Genomic DNA, 18089 nt, shown 5'->3' on the forward strand with positions numbered 1-18089 from the left:
ATCAGTATCAACGCCGATATGCCGATGAGCTTCAGGGCGCCGGTCGGTTAATCATTTGATTTATATCTTAGCGAAGGGGAATGCCGCGCCGGTCGGTCGGCCCTCCCTTGCCAAAAATTCATCCCGCGGGAGCCACAATGGAAAAACTACTGATCGTGAATGCCGACGATTTCGGTCTGAGCAAAGGGCAGAACTATGGCGTTATCGAGGCGTATCAGCATGGCGTCGTTTCCTCCACCACGGCGATGGTGAACGGCGGCGGCGCGGAGCATGCTGCAGCGCTCAGCCGGCAATATCCCGGATTGCCGATCGGGCTGCATTTCGTTTTGACCCATGGCAAGCCGCTGGGCGCCATGCCTTCGTTGGTCAACGAACATGGCGAACTGGGCAAATGGCTGTGGCGCCGCGCCGAGGCCGGCGAGCTGTCGCTGGACGAAATTCACGAGGAGCTGCAGCGCCAGTTCGCGCGGTTTGTGACGCTGTTCGGCAGGCCGCCAACGCACATTGACAGCCATCACCATGTGCATATGCAGCCGCAAATTTATCCGCTGGTGGAGGCGTTCGCGCAAGCGCAGGGTCTGCCGCTGCGCATCGATCGCGAAGAGGCGAAACGGCGTGGCATCACGCTGCATGCCCCCTACAGCACGGACGCTTTCGACGCGGGATTCTACGGTGAGACGATTTCCGAAACGTTGTTCCTGCAAAGGTTGGTGCGCGCCGACGAGCAGGGCGCCGAGTCACTGGAAATGATGTGCCACCCGGCCTTTCTCGACGCGACGATCCTGCAGAGCCAATATTGCCATCCGCGCCTCGCCGAGCTGGATGTGTTGACCGCGCCGACGCTGAAAGCGGCGATCGCCGAACGCGGTTTTCTGCTGGGCTCTTTCCGGGATCTGTAACGCAGCCATTTACAGCATGGCGTGCGCCTTTTTCAGACCGGTGTCTTCTTCCGGATCCGCCCCCTGAGCTGAGGGTTCCGCTTCCTGTTCTTCGGGCTGCGGCTCCTCGACATCGGGCGCCGCTTCCGGCGGCGGCATGGTGTCGTGAATGATCTGCTCATCGAAGGTTGGATTGAGCGCCGGTGACAGCGGCGAGCTGGCGAGACTGTCCGGCAGCGCAATATGCGGCACCGGCGCGTCCTGCGCCAGCTGCGGTTCCTCTGCTTTGGCCGTCCGGCTCAGGGCCGCCAGCAGCACGCCGCACAGGGCGAAGAAGGCGTACAGAATATTGCCGCCAAGCGGCTCGATCAGCGCGCCGACCGCCAACGGCCCGATGCTGGCGCCGACGCCGAACGCCATCAGCAGACAGGCGGCCAGCGAGACGCGGCGCTCCGGCTCGATCAGATCGTTGGCCAGCGCCACCGCGAGCGGGTAGAGCGTAAACTGCAGCATGCTGACGACGAATCCTACCGCCAGCAGCAGCGGAAAATCGATGTGCGGCAGCAGCGCCAGCGGCAGCGCCGCCACGATCAGCAGAATGGCGTTGAGGCGCATCAGCAAGGGGCGGTTATAGCGATCCGACAGCCAACTGAGCGGGAATTGCGCCACCAGCCCGGCGAAGATGGAGAGCGCCATGAACAGGCCGGTTTGCTGAGTGGTTAAGGACTGCAGGCTGGCGTAGACCGGCGCCAGCCCGTAAAACGAGCCCACGACCATGCCGATCACCAGCGTGGTGGCCAGTACCTTGGGAATGGCGCCGACAAAATAACGCAGTTCCATCGGCGCCGGCGACATGTGGCGCGCATTGGTGCGGGTAGTCAGAGCGATCGGCACCAGACAGAGCGCGAAGCACAGCGCGATCACCAGCAGCGTGGCGATGCCCAGATTGCTTTGCAGCATCAGCACGATCTGGCCCAGCGACATGCCGAGATAGGTCGCCGCCATATAGAAGCCGAACACCATGCCGCGCTGGTTGGATTCCGCCTGGTCGTTCAACCAGCTCTCCAGCACCATGTACTGACACATCATGCATAGGCCGATCACCAGGCGCAGCGCGACCCAGGCGGGAATGAACTCCGTCAGGCCGTGGCCCAGCACCGCGGCGGTGATGATGCCGGCGCAGGCCACGTAGGCGCGGATATGCCCGACGCGGGCGATGAGAAAGTGGCCGACCTTGCCGCCGATCACCAGCCCGATGTAGTTGGCGGCGATGATGGCGCCGATCAGCGCGCTGCTGACGTGAATGGAGGTCAGCCGCAGCGAGACGTAGGTAGTGAGCAGGCCTGAGCCCAACAGCAGCAGCAGGGTGGTGGTGTACAACGGCAAAAATACGCCCAACGTTTTTTTCACTCTATCATCCTAATCTCTTCTGGTGCGCCCTGAGGCCGCCGCCGCAGCGTGCCGCCTCCGTGATGTTCCTTGTGCTGGTGCGCCGCCGCTCGATGGGGCGCTTCTTTTGATACTAGCAGCTTGGCCGGGCGCTTAAAACCGCACCTCCTGCGAGGCGCTGCGCATTTCTGCGCGCCAGCCGCCGCGCCGCCTTGATAAATGTTACTATCGGGCGCATATACCTGAATTCGCGAGGGAGGGGTTATGAGTCAAAACCAACTGCGCCGGCTCAGCGTGCTGGCAGGGGAAAAACTGAAGGCGCAGGGCCGCTGGATCACCTGCGCGGAATCCTGCACCGGCGGCGGCATCGCCAAGGCCATTACCGATGTCGCGGGCAGCTCCGCCTATTTTGATCGCGGATTCGTGACCTACAGCAATGCGGCGAAGCATGACCTGCTGGGGGTGAGCGAAGCGACGTTGGCGGCGCATGGCGCGGTCAGCGAAGAGGTGGTGCGCGAGATGGCCATAGGGGCGCTGCGGGCGGCGCAGGCCGATCTGGCGCTGTCGGTGAGCGGCATCGCCGGCCCGGACGGCGGCAGCGCGGAAAAGCCGGTCGGCACCGTGTGGTTCGGCTTCGCCGGCAGCGATGGCCGGGGGCTGTCGCGCAAGATGCAATTCGAGGGCGACCGCGATGCGGTGCGGCTGCAGGCGACGATTTTCGCGCTGCAAACCGCCATCGACGAATTTTTGTAAATTAGGCTTGATACTGTATGACCATACAGTATAATTAGTGACATTTCCTGCACAACATACATTCAGTGGCAGTGTGGGGTAACACCGGCATTGCGAAACGAAGGAGCAAAAATGGCTATTGATGAGAACAAGCAAAAGGCGTTAGCTGCGGCACTGGGCCAGATTGAGAAACAGTTCGGCAAAGGCTCCATCATGCGCCTGGGTGAAGACCGCTCCATGGACGTGGAAACCATCTCCACCGGCTCACTGTCACTCGATATCGCTCTGGGCGCCGGCGGCCTGCCGATGGGCCGCATCGTCGAAATCTACGGTCCGGAATCGTCCGGTAAAACCACCCTGACGCTGCAGGTGATCGCCGCCGCGCAGCGCGAAGGCAAAACCTGTGCGTTCATCGATGCCGAGCACGCGCTGGATCCTATCTATGCGAAGAAGCTGGGCGTCGATATCGACAACCTGCTGTGCTCCCAGCCGGACACCGGCGAGCAGGCTCTGGAAATCTGTGATGCGCTGACCCGCTCCGGCGCGGTTGACGTCATCATCGTCGATTCCGTGGCGGCGTTGACGCCGAAGGCGGAAATCGAAGGTGAAATCGGCGATTCGCACATGGGGTTGGCGGCGCGCATGATGAGCCAGGCGATGCGTAAGCTGGCCGGCAACCTGAAAAATGCCAATACCCTGCTGATCTTCATCAACCAGATCCGTATGAAAATTGGTGTGATGTTCGGCAACCCGGAAACCACTACCGGTGGTAACGCTCTGAAGTTCTATGCTTCGGTGCGTCTGGATATCCGTCGTATCGGTGCCATCAAAGAGGGCGACGAAGTGGTGGGCAGCGAAACCCGCGTGAAAGTGGTGAAGAACAAAATCGCTGCGCCGTTCAAACAGGCTGAGTTCCAAATCATGTACGGCGAAGGCATCAACAGCCGTGGCGAGCTGGTCGATCTGGGCGTGAAGCACAAGATGATCGAAAAAGCCGGCGCCTGGTACAGCTATAACGGCGAGAAGATCGGTCAGGGCAAGGCGAACGCCTGTAACTTCCTGAAAGAAAACCCGGCTATCGCCGCCGAGCTGGATAAGAAACTGCGCGACCTGCTGCTGCACAGCGGCGGTGAGCTGGTGGCTGCCTCCGGTGACGACTTCGAAGATGACGAAGCGGAAACCAGCGAGCAGTTTTAATCGCTGAAGATGTGCGCCGCCGTTTATGTGGCGCACATCCCCTGAATTCAGGCTTGAATGATGAATGACTTGCTAAGCCGCGCCATGCGCCTGCTGTCGCAACGCGATCATAGTGAAGCTGAACTGCGCCGCAAACTTGCGGCGCAGCCGTTTGTGGCGAAAGCCCGGTTTGGCGGCAAGGGGCCGCATGCGCCGACATCGCCGCCGCCGGTAGCCGAAGAGCCGGTAGATCCCGCGCTGATCGAGCAGGTTATCGTCTACTGTTACCAGCACAACTGGCTGGACGATAAGCGTTTCGCCCACAGCTACATCGGCAGCCGCAGCCGCAAAGGTTATGGCGCGCAGCGCATCCGCAGCGAACTGATGCAAAAGGGCGTGGATAAAGCGCTGGTGCAGGACGCGTTGGCGGAATGCGATATCGACTGGTGCGAACAGGCGAAACAGGTGGCGCAGCGAAAATTTGGCGATGCGTTGCCAACCGACTGGAAAGAGAAAGCCAAAGTGCAGCGTTATCTGCTCTATCGCGGCTTCTTCCAAGAAGAAATTCAGTCAATTTACCGTGATTTTGCGCAATGAGCGCACACGGGGTTTTACTTCCCTCTGAAGAAAATTTATCTTATCCCCACTTTTTGTTCGTGAGCTGGTTGTCATCGTCGGGATGACGCGCCACCGGCTCACGTGTCGTTATTCTAGCCTTTCCAGGAAAATTATGAGCAAGAGCACCGCTGAGATCCGTCAAGCGTTTCTCGATTTCTTTCATAGTAAGGGTCATCAGGTTGTAGCAAGCAGCTCCCTGGTGCCTAACAATGATCCGACATTGCTGTTTACCAATGCCGGCATGAACCAATTTAAGGATGTTTTCCTGGGGCTCGACAAACGCGCCTATTCCCGCGCCACCACCTCGCAGCGCTGCGTGCGCGCAGGCGGCAAGCATAACGACCTGGAAAACGTCGGTTATACCGCTCGTCACCACACCTTCTTTGAAATGCTGGGCAACTTCAGCTTCGGCGATTACTTCAAGCACGATGCTATCAGCTACGCGTGGGAACTGCTGACCGGTGAAAACTGGTTCAACCTGCCGAAAGAGAGACTGTGGGTCACCGTGTATGAAACCGATGACGAAGCATTCGACATCTGGCAGAAGCAAATCGGCGTACCGGCCGAGCGCATTATCCGCATCGGCGATAACAAGGGCGCGCCTTTCGCTTCAGATAACTTCTGGCAGATGGGTGATACCGGCCCATGCGGCCCGTGCACCGAGATTTTCTACGATCACGGCGATCACATCTGGGGCGGCCCTCCGGGCAGCCCGGAAGAAGACGGCGACCGCTACATCGAGATCTGGAACATCGTTTTCATGCAGTTCAACCGCCAGTCCGACGGCACCATGCTGCCGCTGCCGAAACCTTCGGTGGATACCGGTATGGGTCTGGAGCGTATCGCGGCGGTGTTGCAGCATGTGAACTCCAACTATGAGATCGACCTGTTCCGCACCCTGATCGCCGCCGTGGCGAAAGTGACCGGCGCGACCGATCTGGATAACAAATCCCTGCGCGTTATCGCCGACCACATTCGTTCCTGCGCCTTCCTTGTGTCGGACGGCGTGATCCCGTCTAACGAAAACCGCGGCTACGTGCTGCGCCGCATCATTCGTCGCGCGATCCGCCATGGCAACATGCTGGGCGCGAAAGACACCTTCTTCTACAAGCTGGTGGCGCCGCTGATCGAAGTGATGGGTCCGGCGGCCGACGAGCTGAAACGCCAGCAATCGCTGGTGGAACAGGTGCTGAAAACCGAAGAGGAGCAGTTTGCCCGCACGCTGGAGCGTGGCCTGGCGCTGTTGGACGAAGAGCTGGCCAAGCTGCAGGGCGATACCCTGGACGGCGAAACCGCTTTCCGTCTGTACGATACCTACGGTTTCCCGGTGGATCTGACCGCTGACGTCTGCCGCGAACGCGGTCTGAAAGTCGACGAAGCGGGCTTTGAAGAAGCGATGGAAGCACAGCGTCGCCGCGCGCGCGAATCCAGCGGCTTCGGCGCCGACTACAACAGCCTGATCCGCGTGGACGGCAGCAGCCAGTTCAGCGGCTACGATCACGACGAGCAGCAGGCGACGGTCATCGCGCTGTTCCGTGACGGCCAGCCGGTCGAGCAGATCAACGCCGGCGAAGAGGCGGTGGTGGTGCTGGACGAGACGCCGTTCTACGGTGAATCCGGCGGCCAGGTCGGCGATAAAGGCGTGCTGAAAGCCGCCGGCGCCGAGTTTGTGGTCAACGACACCCAGAAATACGGTCAGGCTATCGGCCATCAAGGCAAGCTGGCGCAAGGTTCGCTGAAGCTGAACGATCGCGTGGATGCGCAGATCGACGCCGAGCGCCGCAACAGCATCCGTCTGAACCACTCCGCGACCCACCTGCTGCACGCCGCGCTGCGCCAAACGTTGGGCGAGCACGTTGCGCAGAAAGGCTCTCTGGTTAACGACAAATACCTGCGCTTCGACTTCTCGCATTTTGAAGCGATGAAGCCGGAACAAATTCGCGCGGTGGAAGATCTGGTTAACCAGCAGGTGCGTCGTAACCTGCCGGTGCAGACCGAGCTGATGGCGTTGGAAGATGCCAAAGAGAAGGGGGCGATGGCGCTGTTCGGCGAGAAGTACGACGACAACGTGCGCGTGCTGACCATGGGCGACTTCTCCACCGAGCTGTGCGGCGGCACCCACGCCAGCCGCACCGGTGATATCGGCCTGTTCCGCATTCTGAGCGAATCGGGCACCGCGGCGGGTATCCGCCGTATTGAAGCGGTGACCGGCGCTGGCGCTATCGCTACGCTGCATCAGCAAAGCGATTTGTTGCAAGACGTTGCTCAATTGGTGAAGGGCGACAGCAACAACCTGACCGATAAAGTGCGCTCGGTGCTCGATCGCACGCGCGTGCTGGAAAAAGAACTGCAGCAACTGAAAGATCAGCAGGCGGCGCAGGAAAGCGCGTCGCTGTCCAGCCAGGCGAAAGTGGTTAACGGCGTGAAGCTGTTGGTCAGCCAGTTGGACAATGTCGAAGCCAAAATGCTGCGCACCATGGTGGATGACCTGAAAAATCAATTGGGTTCGGCCATTATCGTGTTGGCGACGACGGCTGATGACAAAGTCAGCCTGGTCGCAGGCGTGACCAAGGATCTGACTGACCGCGTGAAAGCCGGCGAGTTGATCGGCAACGTGGCGCAGCAGGTCGGCGGCAAGGGCGGTGGTCGCCCTGATATGGCGATGGCGGGGGGGACGGATATCAACGCCCTGCCAGCGGCGTTAAACAGCGTAGAAGCCTGGGTGGCCTCAAAGCTGTGAACATAAATAAATAGCACGGACAAACGCCATAATACTTTGTTGATTATGGCGTTTTCATACTGTGCTAACACAATTTAGTTACAATTGCGGGAACAAAGTTTTTCTGGTCGGCTAAACTTACCATTATCTGAGGTGGGACCAAGTCTGCTTACACTTATTGTGGATTGCGCGGCTTACGTTTTCACCACATATGATGGATAATGACGGGGAAACTGAGAGACCCGACTCTTTTAATCTTTCAAGGAGCAAAGAATGTTAATTCTGACTCGTCGAGTTGGTGAAACCCTCATGATTGGCGATGAGGTTACGGTCACTGTGCTAGGGGTAAAAGGCAACCAGGTGCGTATTGGTGTGAACGCCCCCAAAGAGGTTTCAGTTCACCGTGAAGAAATCTATCAGCGCATTCAGGCAGAGAAGTCTCAGCAGACGACTTACTGATTCCGAAGCAGCGTCTCGTTGCCAGACGAGACGCTACTGCATCGTTTTACCCACTTCTTTCGTTCTCCCCTCTCTTTTTCGTGATTATTTTCCCGGTTAGTTTCCTGCTTTATTGCTGCAGACGTTGCGGTTGCCTGTTGATAAAACGCCCTTTTTGCCGTGAAATCGCCCATGTTGGGTGTGAATTGTGCAAACGCGCATGAGTTGGGAAAAATTGTTTGACTTAAAAGTCGGAGAAAGTAATATGTGCGCCACGCAGTGCCGATGAGCTTCTCCAAAGCAAGTTAGGCACAATTCGAAAGAAGCGTATGGTGAGGTGGCCGAGAGGCTGAAGGCGCTCCCCTGCTAAGGGAGTATGCGGTCAAAAGCTGCATCCGGGGTTCGAATCCCCGCCTCACCGCCATTTGCATCCGTAGCTCAGCTGGATAGAGTACTCGGCTACGAACCGAGCGGTCGGAGGTTCGAATCCTCCCGGATGCACCATATTTTGCAGTATGGTGGGGTAGTAACAACGTACCATACGGTATCAAAAAAGAATTCCTGTGCATCCGTAGCTCAGCTGGATAGAGTACTCGGCTACGAACCGAGCGGTCGGAGGTTCGAATCCTCCCGGATGCACCATTATTCAAGTCTGGCTTTATTAGCAAAGCCGGCACGCGGTAAAAATAGTAATGCATCCGTAGCTCAGCTGGATAGAGTACTCGGCTACGAACCGAGCGGTCGGAGGTTCGAATCCTCCCGGATGCACCATCTAAGAGAAGCCCGCCTTAGCGGGTTTTTGCTTTTCTGTTATTCGTGAAACAGGCAAGCGGCAAAAACAGTCATGCATCCGTAGCTCAGCTGGATAGAGTACTCGGCTACGAACCGAGCGGTCGGAGGTTCGAATCCTCCCGGATGCACCATGTTTAACCTCCCGTATCGTGAAGAGAAATCGTCATGCGGGTGGTAAAAAGAAAGTGTTACCAGGGAGGATAACGTTGCTTAAGCAACGGCCCGCAGGGTGAGGCGTTGGCGCCGAATCATCCTCCCGGATGCACCATCTAAGAGAAACCCGCTTTGGCGGGTTTTTCGCTTTTCAGCATTTAGCCATTCTCTCTTCACCCCTTTCCTTCTTTGCATCCGGTCGATCACAGCACATTCCGCTATGACGCAGTCAGCGACAACCCAACGGCTTTACGCTAAAGTAGTTTTCTTTCCTCAACGATCATGGAGTAACGATGTACGACCGCTATCAGGGTCTTATTTTCGACATGGACGGCACGATTCTGGACACTGAGTCAACGCACCGTAAAGCGTGGCGCGAAGTGCTGTCCCGTTATGGCATGACGTTTGATGAAGCGGCCATGGTGGCGCTGAGCGGTTCACCGACCTGGCGCATCGCTCAGGCGATTATCGCCAGCCATCAGGCCGATCTCGATCCCCATCACCTGGCGGCGGAGAAAACGCGCGCGGTGGAAGCGATGCTGCTGGATAGCGTGCGTCCATTGCCATTGATCGAGGTGGTGAAGTCCTATCACGGCCGCCGTCCGATGGCGGTCGGCACCGGCAGCGAGCACCGCATGGCGGAAATGCTGCTGCGTCATCTCGGCCTGTTCAACTGCTTCGACGCGATCGTCGGTGCGGACGACGTGCAGCGCCATAAACCGGAGCCGGATACCTTCCTGCGCTGTGCCGAACTGATCGGCGTGCCGCCGGAAAAATGCGTGGTGTTTGAAGACGCCGAGTTTGGCATTCAGGCGGCGAAAAATGCCGGCATGGCTGTGGTAGACGTTCGTACGCTGTGAGTAGTACGCTAGCCGTAATATCGTTATTTGGCAGCAGCTTCCTCAGTGCGACGCTGCTGCCGGGAAATTCAGAAATCGTTCTGGTCGCCTTGCTGACCCAGAGTCGCGTCTCGCCGGAGTTGCTGGTGCTGGCCGCGACCCTGGGCAACACTCTTGGCGGGTTGACCAATGTCATTATCGGGCGCCTGTTACCGGCGTTGAAACCACAGCGAGGGTTGGCAACGGCGCTCGGGTGGCTGCAGCGCTTTGGCCCGGCTGCGCTGTTGCTCAGCTGGGTGCCGGTAGTGGGCGATTTGTTGTGCGTGTTGGCAGGTTGGCTGCGCATGCCCTGGGGCTCTGTCGCGCTGTTTCTGTGTATCGGAAAGGCGCTGCGTTACATCGTTTTGGCTATGATAACGGTACAGGGCATCGCCTGGTGGCAGTAACCAAGTGAATATAACTCAATATTCTCTCGGGTGCGGATTCAGTATGCTTACGAGTTATTGTTTTTAGAAGCGGGAGGTCAATTTGATCCCGGACGTATCACAGGCGCTTTCTTGGTTGGAAGCCCATCCCCAGGCATTAAAAGGCATTCGTCGCGGCATCGAGCGTGAAACGCTGCGAGTCACGCCGAACGGCACCTTGGCGACCACCGGGCATCCGGAAAAGCTGGGGGCGGCATTGACGCACCACTGGATCACCACGGATTTCGCCGAGGCGCTGTTAGAGTTCATTACGCCGGTTGATGACAATATCGATCACTTGCTGACGTTCCTGCGCGATATTCATCGCTACGTGGCGCGCAACATTGGCGATGAGCGCATGTGGCCGCTCAGCATGCCGTGCTTTATCGAAGCCGAGCAGGACATCGAGCTGGCGCAGTTCGGTTCGTCGAACATCGGCCGCATGAAGACGCTGTACCGTGAAGGGCTGAAGAATCGCTATGGCGCGCTGATGCAGACCATTTCCGGCGTGCACTACAACTTCTCGCTGCCGCTGGAATTTTGGCAGGCCTGGGCCGGCGTGCAGGACGCAGAAAGCGGTAAAGAGCAGATCTCGGCCGGTTATTTCCGCCTGATCCGCAACTATTACCGTTTCGGCTGGGTGATCCCGTATCTGTTCGGCGCATCGCCGGCCATTTGTTCTTCGTTCCTCAAAGGGCGCGAGACCAATCTGCCGTTCGAGCGCACCGAGCAGGGTATGTGCTACCTGCCGTACGCCACTTCGCTGCGCCTGAGCGACTTGGGTTATACCAATAAATCGCAGAGTAATCTGGGCATCACCTTCAACGATCTGCACAGCTATGTGGCCGGTTTGAAGCGGGCGATCGCCACGCCTTCCGAAGAGTTCGCCAAGCTGGGCGTGAAAGAGGGCGATCGCTACCTGCAGCTGAACAGCAACGTTCTGCAAATCGAGAATGAGCTGTATGCGCCGATCCGGCCAAAGCGCGTGACCCAAAGCGGCGAGACGCCGTCGGACGCGCTGCTGCGCGGCGGTATCGAATACATTGAAGTGCGTTCGCTGGACATCAATCCATTCTCGCCGATCGGCGTGGATGCGGTGCAGGCGCGTTTCCTTGATCTGTTCCTGGTGTGGTGCGCGCTGGCGGATGCACCGGAGATGAGCAGCGATGAGCTGCTGTGCACGCGCAAGAACTGGAACCGGGTGATCCTCGAAGGGCGCAAGCCGGGCCAGACCATCGGCATCGGCTGTGGCGCCAGCCATGAGCCGCTGGAGAAAGTCGGCAAGGCGCTGTTCGCCGATCTGCGCCGGGTGGCGGAAGTGCTGGACGGCGAAGCCGGCGATCGTCAATACCAGCAGGTGTGCGATGAGCTGGTCGCCGCGTTTGACGATCCTGAACTGACCTTCTCCGCGCGCATTCTCAAGGCAATGAAGGCGGAAGGCACCGGGCGCGTCGGTTTGCAGCTGGCGGAGCAGTATCGCCAGACATTGCTGGAAGAACCGTTGGAAATCCTGAACGAAGCCGAGCTGGATAAAGAGCGGGAAGCCTCGTGGCAGCGCCAACGCGACATAGAAGCCAATGATACGCTAAGCTTTGAAGCGTTCCTGAAGCAAAACGGCGGAAGCTGAAAAAGAAAAAGGCCACATCAATGTGGCCAAATATGCATCTCTGATGACAGGGATGATGATAACAAATGCGCGTCTTTCACATACTCAGACTCGCAGGGTTGGAAAAGGTTTCCCGGTTAGGAAAAAAAGTTTCGAAATAAATGCTCTTTTACGAGGAGGTAGCGAAATGCCATTGCTGGATAGCTTTACCGTCGATCATACCCGTATGGCAGCTCCGGCTGTCCGCGTTGCAAAAACCATGAAAACGCCTCATGGCGATACCATCACGGTGTTTGATCTGCGTTTTTGCCGCCCGAACCTGGAAGTGATGCCCGAGCGCGGCATTCACACGCTGGAGCACTTGTTCGCCGGCTTTATGCGTGACCACCTGAACGGCCAGGGCGTGGAAATTATCGACATCTCCCCGATGGGCTGTCGCACCGGTTTCTACATGAGCCTGATCGGCGTGCCGGAAGAGCAGCGCGTTGCCGATGCCTGGAAAGCGGCGATGGCCGACGTGCTGAAAGTGACCGATCAGCGCAAGATCCCTGAGCTTAACGAGTACCAGTGCGGCACCTACCATATGCACTCGCTGGAAGAAGCGCAGGAAATCGCCAAGCACATTCTGGATCACGGCGTGGTGGTGAACCACAACGACGAGCTGGCGCTGCCGAAAGAGAAGCTGCAGGAACTGCATATCTAGTCGTGCGTGGCCCGCAAAATAAAAAAAGACGCGATTTCGCGTCTTTTTTACGTTCTGGCCGAGGGCTAATGATGGCCGACGCTGGACTGCAGCGAGGTGATCGGCGTGACCCGCACCTGTTTAATCATGTTGCCCTGCACGTCGAGGATGTCGATATCGTAATGACCGATGCGCACCCGGGTGCCGATTTCGGGGATCTCTTCCAGCTCTTCCAGCAGCATGCCGTTGACGGTACGGGCTTCATTGGCCGGCAAGGTCCAGTTGAAGGCCTTGTTCAGCTCGCGCACGTTGGCGGTGCCGTCGATCAAGACCGAACCGTCGCTCTGCGGCGTGACTTCTTCCGCCAGCGTGGGTGACATCGAGGTGGTGAAATCGCCCACGATCTCCTCGAGGATGTCTTCCACCGTGACCAGTCCCTGAATGTCGCCGTACTCGTCGACCACGATGCCGACCTTCTCTTTGTTGCGCTGGAATTTCACCAGCTGCACGTTGAGCGGCGTGCCTTCCGGAACGAAATAGATCTCATCGGCGGCGCGCAGCAGGTTCTCTTTGTTGAACTCTTTTTTCTCGGTCATCAGGCGGTAGGCTTCGCGCACGCGCAGCATGCCGATCGCATCGTCCAGCGAGCTGCGATACAACACGATGCGGCCGTGCGGCGAGTGGGTCAGCTGGCGCATGATCGACTTCCAGTCGTCGTTGACGTCGATGCCGACGATCTCGGTGCGCGGCACCATGATGTCGTTGACCGTCACCTTTTCCAGATCCAGCACCGAGATCAGCATGTCCTGATTGCGGCGGGAGATCTGCGACTGGGATTCGCGCACGATGGTGCGCAGCTCGTCCTTGCTGACGGCGTCGCTGATGCGCACGTTGGTGCGAATGCCGAACAGGCGTAAGGTCAGGCTGGTGATGCCGTTGAGCAGCCAGACCAGCGGGAACATCACCTTTTGCAACGGGGCCAGCAGGACGCTGCTGGGGAAGGCGATACGTTCCGGATAGAGTGCGGCGAAGGTCTTCGGCAGCACTTCGGCGAACAGCAGCACGGCGAAAGTCAGTATGCCGGTCGCAATCGCCACGCCGAGATCGCCATACAGCCGCATGCCGACGATGGTCGCCAGCGCCGAAGCGAGGATGTTGACCAGGTTGTTGCCGATCAGCACCAGGCCGATCAGCCGATCCGGTTTTTGCAGCAGCTTCTCGACCCGACGCGCCGAGCGGTTGCCCTGTTTGGACAGGTGACGCAGGCGATAACGGTTGAGCGTCATCATGCCGGTTTCGGAGGCGGAGAAGTAAGCGGAGACCACGATCATGATCACCAGGATAATGATGAGGGTCCCCGTCGACACATGCTCCAATGCAGTATTCCTTATAGAGAGGGAGAATTGAGCCAGGCTGGCCTAGCGCACCATCACCTGCTGAATCAGACGGCTGCCGAAGTAGGCGAGCGTCAGCAGGAAGGCGCCGGCGAAGCTGAACCAGACGACGCGGCGGCCGCGCCAGCCCTCATGGTAGTGGCCCCACAACAGCACGATATACACGAACCAGGCCATGATCGACAGCACGGCTTTATGCACGTTCTCTTTGCTGAACAGATTATCCATGTACAGCAGGCCGGTGCACAGGGTGAGCGTCAGCAGCACCACGCCGATCTGGGTGATATGGAACATCTTGCGTTCAATGCTCATCAGCGGCGGCATGTCGGCGCTGAAGGTCAGCTTCTTGTTTTTCAACAGGTAGTCGAGCCAGGCGAGCTGCAAGGCATAGAGCGCGGCGATGATCAGGGTGGCGTAAGAGAACAGCGCCAGGCCGATATGCACCATCAGTTCCGGGCTGGCCTCCAGGTGAGTGATGAACTCGCCGGGCATAAAGCTGGCGAAGGCCAGGTTGATCATCGCGAAGCTGTAGACGATTGGCAGCAGGAACCAGCCGCGATCGCGCGAAGCGACGAAGGTCATCACCGAGCAGATGATCAGGCTGACGATGGAACCAATGTTCAGCAGGCTGAGATTCTGCCCGGCGCTGACGTCAAAGATGCGCTGCTGCAGCGCGATGGCGTGGCAAATCAGCGCCACCACCGCCGAGACGAGGGCAAGCCGACGGTATGCGCTGTTCTTCCGCAACAAACTGGGAATGATCAGTCCAAGGCTGAGCAGGTAGGCCATCAAAGCCACAATGGAGAAAACTGGCATAGCGTTTAATTTTGCTTCGGCGTGGTTAATTGGAGTGTCAGTATAACGTTGCGCGCGTTTCACTCCAACCTATCTCCAACGCTGAGGCAGAGATCCTGCTCGCTTCGTGTTATCATCGGCGCAATTGTGTCGCCGGAGCGGCCTGTCATTACACGTTGAGCATGAGACGATGTTTGAAAATTTAACCGATCGATTGTCGCGCACGTTGCGCAATATCAGCGGCCGCGGGCGGCTGACCGAAGAAAATATCAAGGAAACCCTGCGTGAAGTGCGTATGGCATTGCTGGAAGCGGACGTTGCGCTGCCGGTGGTGCGCGACTTCATCAACCGCGTAAAAGAGAGCGCGGTTGGCCATGAAGTCAACAAGAGCCTGACGCCGGGGCAGGAGTTCGTCAAGATCGTCAAGGGCGAGCTGATCGCCGCGATGGGCGAAGTCAACACCGAGCTGAATCTGGCGGCTCAGCCGCCGGCCGTGGTGCTGATGGCGGGCCTGCAGGGCGCCGGTAAAACCACCAGCGTCGGTAAGCTCGGCAAGTTCCTGAAAGAAAAACAGAAGAAGAAAGTGTTGGTGGTTTCCGCGGACGTTTATCGCCCGGCGGCGATCAAACAGCTGGAAACGCTGGCGGAAGGTGTCGGCATCGATTTCTTCCCGTCCGACGTCAAAGAAAAACCGATCGACATCGTCAACCGCGCGTTGCAGCAGGCCAAGCTGAAGTTCTATGACGTACTGATCGTCGATACCGCCGGCCGTCTGCACGTTGACGAAGCGATGATGGACGAGATCAAACAGGTGCACGCGGCCATCAAGCCGGTGGAAACCCTGTTCGTGGTCGACGCCATGACCGGCCAGGACGCCGCCAATACCGCCAAGGCGTTTAACGAAGCGCTGCCGCTGACCGGCGTGGTGCTGACCAAGGTCGACGGCGATGCGCGCGGCGGTGCGGCGTTGTCCATCCGCCACATCACCGGCAAGCCGATCAAGTTCCTCGGCGTCGGCGAGAAGACCGAAGCGCTGGAGCCGTTCTATCCGGATCGCGTGGCGTCACGCATCCTGGGCATGGGCGACGTGCTGTCGCTGATCGAAGATATCGAAAGCAAGGTCGACCGCGAGCAGGCGGAGAAACTGGCCAACAAGCTGAAGAAGGGCGACGGTTTCGATCTGACCGACTTCCTGGAGCAGCTCAAGCAGATGCGCAACATGGGCGGCATGGCCAATATGCTGAGCAAGCTGCCGGGCGCGGGCCAGCTGCCGGATAACGTCAAGTCGCAGATGGACGACAAAGTGTTGGTGCGCATGGAGGCGATCATCAACTCGATGACGCTGAAAGAGCGCGCCAAACCGGAAATCATCAAGGGCTCGCGCAAGCGCCGCATCGCGATGGGGGCCGGCATGCAGGTGCAGGATGTCAACCGCTTGCTGAAGCAGTTCGACGAAATGCAGCGTATGATGAAGAAGATGAAGAAAGGCGGTATGGCGAAGATGATGCGTGGCATGAAAGGTATGATGCCGCCGGGCTTCCCAGGCCGCTGACGGGCCTCCGCACGCCGAGTGCGGGCGCTTTCAGCATTCGCCGTTCGCGGTGAAAACCGCCCGAAATTTGACAGGCTGCAAAAGTTGTCCCCTGCGATCGACGCTTTAGATTGCTTTTTGCGCCAAAATGAGTAAAATTTTCGGGCTTTTTATATTGCAACCGGGCCCCGTCCCTCAATGGGGCCCGGCTGTTTTATTAACTAAAGAGGATGTTATGGTAACAATTCGTTTGGCACGTGGCGGCGCTAAAAAGCGTCCGTTCTATCAAGTAGTAGTGACCGACAGCCGCAACGCTCGTGATGGTCGTTTCATCGAGCGCGTAGGCTTCTTCAACCCGATCGCTTCCGGTCAGGCTGAAGCACTGCGTCTGGACCTGGACCGCATCGAGCACTGGGTTGGTCTGGGTGCAACCGTTTCTGATCGCGTTCACGCGCTGATCAAAGACGCTAAGAAAGCAGCTTAATCTGTCGCGGTGGTGGCAATGAGCAAGCAACTCAAACCGGTAGCGCCTAAGCAGCCGATTGTACTCGGTAAAATGGGGTCCGCTTACGGCATTCGTGGTTGGCTCAGAGTGTTTTCATCCACCGAGAACGCCGAAAGCATTTTTGACTATCAGCCGTGGTTTATCCAGCAGGCGGGTCAGTGGCAGCATATCGAGTTGGAAGACTGGAAGCGCCACAGTCAGGATCTGATCATCAAAGTCAAAGGCATTGACGATCGGGACGCGGCGAATCTGCTGACCAATCGCGAGATTATGGTGGATTCTGAGCAACTTCCTCCGCTGGAGGGTGACGATTACTACTGGAAAGACCTGATGGGCTGCCAGGTAGTCACCACCGCCGGCTACGAGCTGGGTAAAGTCATCGATATGATGGAAACCGGCTCGAACGATGTGATGGTTGTGAAAGCGAACCTGAAAGATGCGTTCGGCATGAAGGAGCGGTTGATTCCGTTTCTTCATGGGCAGGTTATCAAGAAAGTCGATCTCACTGCCCGCGTGATTGAGGCAGATTGGGATCCTGGTTTTTGACCCCCGGATCAAACGGTCGAAGCAAGTGGAATAACGGTAAGGGGATTGGCTTGTGTTCATCGGTATTGTAAGCCTGTTTCCTGAGATGTTCCGCGCTATCACCGATTACGGGGTGACTGGCCGGGCAGTAAAAAATGGCCTGCTGAGCGTGCAGTGTTGGAGTCCTCGCGACTTCACCTACGACCGGCATCGTACCGTGGACGATCGCCCTTACGGCGGCGGCCCGGGAATGCTGATGATGGTGCAACCTTTACGGGAAGCCATTCATGCGGCGAAAGCAGCGGCAGGCGAGGGAGCAAAGGTGATTTATCTGTCACCTCAGGGGCGCAAGCTGGATCAAACCGGCGTGTGCGAACTGGCGGCCAATCAGAAGATGATTCTGGTGTGCGGCCGTTACGAAGGGATAGACGAGCGCGTAATCCAAACCGAAATTGACGAAGAATGGTCAATCGGCGATTACGTTCTCAGCGGCGGGGAACTGCCGGCGATGACCCTGATTGATTCAGTCGCCCGTTTCATACCGGGTGTGCTGGGCCATCAGGCCTCAGCGGAGGAAGACTCTTTCGCCGATGGATTGCTGGACTGCCCGCACTATACCCGCCCCGAGGTGTTGGAAGGAATGGAAGTACCGCCGGTTCTGCTGTCGGGCAACCATGCCGAGATACGTCGCTGGCGCTTAAAGCAGTCGCTGGGCCGAACCTGGCTTAGAAGACCTGAACTTCTAGAAAGCCTAGCTCTGACTGACGAGCAAGCGGTGTTGCTGGCTGAGTTCCAACGGGAACATCAGACCAGGCAACAGGACTATGAAGGAAACGTCTGACATCAGACGGGA

18 protein-coding genes and 5 tRNA genes are annotated in these 18089 nt (G+C 58.1%); 19 read left to right on the forward strand and 4 right to left on the reverse strand.

The window, feature by feature from the left end; translation table 11 throughout:
* Positions 1–137: 137 nt before the first annotated feature.
* Positions 138–899 carry a chitin disaccharide deacetylase gene (gene chbG, locus SERRSCBI_RS03860; RefSeq protein WP_042783711.1) on the forward strand — a complete coding sequence of 254 codons (762 nt, stop codon included), beginning with the start codon at positions 138–140 and terminating at the stop codon, positions 897–899.
* A gap of 9 nt (positions 900–908) precedes the next feature.
* On the opposite strand, the gene SERRSCBI_RS03865 is transcribed toward chbG, so the two are convergent.
* Positions 909–2288, reverse strand: a complete 1380-nt coding sequence (locus SERRSCBI_RS03865) for an MFS transporter (protein ID WP_033641904.1) — start codon at positions 2286–2288, stop codon at positions 909–911.
* A gap of 243 nt (positions 2289–2531) precedes the next feature.
* Here SERRSCBI_RS03865 and pncC point away from each other — a divergent pair, with 243 nt between their 5' ends.
* The 3 genes from pncC to recX all read left to right on the forward strand — a co-directional run bounded on the left by pncC (position 2532) and on the right by recX (position 4772).
* Positions 2532–3020: a nicotinamide-nucleotide amidase gene (gene pncC, locus SERRSCBI_RS03870; RefSeq protein ID WP_042783712.1), complete on the forward strand. Its 489-nt coding sequence runs from the start codon at positions 2532–2534 to the stop codon at positions 3018–3020.
* A gap of 111 nt (positions 3021–3131) precedes the next feature.
* Positions 3132–4196 carry a recombinase RecA gene (recA, locus tag SERRSCBI_RS03875; protein ID WP_004932541.1) on the forward strand — a complete coding sequence of 355 codons (1065 nt, stop codon included), beginning with the start codon at positions 3132–3134 and terminating at the stop codon, positions 4194–4196.
* A gap of 60 nt (positions 4197–4256) precedes the next feature.
* Positions 4257–4772 carry a recombination regulator RecX gene (gene recX, locus SERRSCBI_RS03880; protein WP_042783713.1) on the forward strand — a complete coding sequence of 172 codons (516 nt, stop codon included), beginning with the start codon at positions 4257–4259 and terminating at the stop codon, positions 4770–4772.
* 40 nt (positions 4773–4812) lie between these two features.
* Here the strand turns inward: recX and SERRSCBI_RS24885 are convergent, their stop codons facing one another.
* A complete protein-coding gene (locus SERRSCBI_RS24885; protein WP_162180460.1) occupies positions 4813–4956 on the reverse strand; it encodes a hypothetical protein in 144 nt (47 codons plus the stop codon).
* On the opposite strand from SERRSCBI_RS24885, the gene alaS reads away from it, so the two are divergent.
* The 11 genes from alaS to luxS all read left to right on the forward strand — a co-directional run bounded on the left by alaS (position 4906) and on the right by luxS (position 12507).
* On the forward strand, positions 4906–7533 hold the full coding sequence (gene alaS, locus SERRSCBI_RS03885; RefSeq protein ID WP_042783714.1) for an alanine--tRNA ligase: 2628 nt from the start codon (positions 4906–4908) through the stop codon (positions 7531–7533). The genes SERRSCBI_RS24885 and alaS overlap by 51 nt on opposite strands.
* Before the next feature lie 252 nt (positions 7534–7785).
* Positions 7786–7971, forward strand: a complete 186-nt coding sequence (csrA, locus tag SERRSCBI_RS03890) for a carbon storage regulator CsrA (protein ID WP_004091602.1) — start codon at positions 7786–7788, stop codon at positions 7969–7971.
* Between the two features lie 310 nt (positions 7972–8281).
* Positions 8282–8374 (forward strand) — tRNA-Ser (locus SERRSCBI_RS03895).
* A 3-nt stretch (positions 8375–8377) separates the two neighbouring features.
* Positions 8378–8454, forward strand: a tRNA-Arg gene (locus tag SERRSCBI_RS03900).
* 61 nt (positions 8455–8515) lie between these two features.
* Positions 8516–8592: transfer RNA gene (locus SERRSCBI_RS03905), tRNA-Arg, on the forward strand.
* A 52-nt stretch (positions 8593–8644) separates the two neighbouring features.
* Positions 8645–8721: transfer RNA gene (locus SERRSCBI_RS03910), tRNA-Arg, on the forward strand.
* Between the two features lie 75 nt (positions 8722–8796).
* Positions 8797–8873: transfer RNA gene (locus SERRSCBI_RS03915), tRNA-Arg, on the forward strand.
* Positions 8874–9188: 315 nt separating this feature from the next.
* On the forward strand, positions 9189–9755 hold the full coding sequence (gene yqaB, locus SERRSCBI_RS03920; protein WP_042783715.1) for a fructose-1-phosphate/6-phosphogluconate phosphatase: 567 nt from the start codon (positions 9189–9191) through the stop codon (positions 9753–9755).
* A complete protein-coding gene (locus SERRSCBI_RS03925) occupies positions 9752–10180 on the forward strand; it encodes a YqaA family protein (RefSeq protein ID WP_004932520.1) in 429 nt (142 codons plus the stop codon). Before yqaB ends, SERRSCBI_RS03925 begins: the two co-directional genes overlap by 4 nt.
* Positions 10181–10262: 82 nt before the next feature.
* Complete coding sequence (gene gshA, locus SERRSCBI_RS03930) at positions 10263–11825, forward strand: glutamate--cysteine ligase (protein WP_033641909.1); 1563 nt, start codon at positions 10263–10265, stop codon at positions 11823–11825.
* A 166-nt stretch (positions 11826–11991) separates the two neighbouring features.
* A complete protein-coding gene (gene luxS, locus SERRSCBI_RS03935; RefSeq protein WP_033641910.1) occupies positions 11992–12507 on the forward strand; it encodes an S-ribosylhomocysteine lyase in 516 nt (171 codons plus the stop codon).
* A gap of 65 nt (positions 12508–12572) precedes the next feature.
* Here luxS and SERRSCBI_RS03940 read toward each other — a convergent pair whose 3' ends face one another.
* Positions 12573–13862, reverse strand: coding sequence for an HlyC/CorC family transporter (locus SERRSCBI_RS03940; RefSeq protein ID WP_016929024.1), 1290 nt, complete (start codon positions 13860–13862; stop codon positions 12573–12575).
* 42 nt (positions 13863–13904) lie between these two features.
* On the reverse strand, positions 13905–14696 hold the full coding sequence (locus SERRSCBI_RS03945; protein ID WP_004932506.1) for an inner membrane protein YpjD: 792 nt from the start codon (positions 14694–14696) through the stop codon (positions 13905–13907).
* Positions 14697–14865: 169 nt separating this feature from the next.
* On the opposite strand from SERRSCBI_RS03945, the gene ffh reads away from it, so the two are divergent.
* The 4 genes from ffh (at position 14866) to trmD (ending at position 18077) form a co-directional block, all read left to right on the forward strand.
* A complete protein-coding gene (ffh, locus tag SERRSCBI_RS03950) occupies positions 14866–16227 on the forward strand; it encodes a signal recognition particle protein (RefSeq protein WP_004932504.1) in 1362 nt (453 codons plus the stop codon).
* 214 nt (positions 16228–16441) lie between these two features.
* On the forward strand, positions 16442–16690 hold the full coding sequence (gene rpsP / locus SERRSCBI_RS03955) for a 30S ribosomal protein S16 (RefSeq protein WP_004932501.1): 249 nt from the start codon (positions 16442–16444) through the stop codon (positions 16688–16690).
* A gap of 18 nt (positions 16691–16708) precedes the next feature.
* Positions 16709–17257: a ribosome maturation factor RimM gene (gene rimM / locus SERRSCBI_RS03960; protein ID WP_019455135.1), complete on the forward strand. Its 549-nt coding sequence runs from the start codon at positions 16709–16711 to the stop codon at positions 17255–17257.
* A 52-nt stretch (positions 17258–17309) separates the two neighbouring features.
* Complete coding sequence (gene trmD / locus SERRSCBI_RS03965) at positions 17310–18077, forward strand: tRNA (guanosine(37)-N1)-methyltransferase TrmD (RefSeq protein WP_033641911.1); 768 nt, start codon at positions 17310–17312, stop codon at positions 18075–18077.
* Positions 18078–18089: the final 12 nt, after the last annotated feature.

The organism is Serratia sp. SCBI (genome assembly GCF_000747565.1).
Classification (GTDB): Bacteria; Pseudomonadota; Gammaproteobacteria; order Enterobacterales; family Enterobacteriaceae; genus Serratia; species Serratia ureilytica.

What these genes read in the sequence shown, in the direction of transcription:
- yqaB (WP_042783715.1), top strand. Translation starts at nt 9,189, where the DNA reads ATGTACGACCGCTATCAGGGTCTTATTTTCGACATGGACGGCACGATT.
- SERRSCBI_RS03945 (WP_004932506.1), bottom strand. Translation starts at nt 14,696, where the DNA reads ATGCCAGTTTTCTCCATTGTGGCTTTGATGGCCTACCTGCTCAGCCTT.
- chbG (WP_042783711.1), top strand. Translation starts at nt 138, where the DNA reads ATGGAAAAACTACTGATCGTGAATGCCGACGATTTCGGTCTGAGCAAA.
- luxS (WP_033641910.1), top strand. Translation starts at nt 11,992, where the DNA reads ATGCCATTGCTGGATAGCTTTACCGTCGATCATACCCGTATGGCAGCT.
- pncC (WP_042783712.1), top strand. Translation starts at nt 2,532, where the DNA reads ATGAGTCAAAACCAACTGCGCCGGCTCAGCGTGCTGGCAGGGGAAAAA.
- csrA (WP_004091602.1), top strand. Translation starts at nt 7,786, where the DNA reads ATGTTAATTCTGACTCGTCGAGTTGGTGAAACCCTCATGATTGGCGAT.
- rimM (WP_019455135.1), top strand. Translation starts at nt 16,709, where the DNA reads ATGAGCAAGCAACTCAAACCGGTAGCGCCTAAGCAGCCGATTGTACTC.
- ffh (WP_004932504.1), top strand. Translation starts at nt 14,866, where the DNA reads ATGTTTGAAAATTTAACCGATCGATTGTCGCGCACGTTGCGCAATATC.
- recX (WP_042783713.1), top strand. Translation starts at nt 4,257, where the DNA reads ATGAATGACTTGCTAAGCCGCGCCATGCGCCTGCTGTCGCAACGCGAT.
- rpsP (WP_004932501.1), top strand. Translation starts at nt 16,442, where the DNA reads ATGGTAACAATTCGTTTGGCACGTGGCGGCGCTAAAAAGCGTCCGTTC.
- SERRSCBI_RS24885 (WP_162180460.1), bottom strand. Translation starts at nt 4,956, where the DNA reads ATGAAAGAAATCGAGAAACGCTTGACGGATCTCAGCGGTGCTCTTGCT.
- recA (WP_004932541.1), top strand. Translation starts at nt 3,132, where the DNA reads ATGGCTATTGATGAGAACAAGCAAAAGGCGTTAGCTGCGGCACTGGGC.
- alaS (WP_042783714.1), top strand. Translation starts at nt 4,906, where the DNA reads ATGAGCAAGAGCACCGCTGAGATCCGTCAAGCGTTTCTCGATTTCTTT.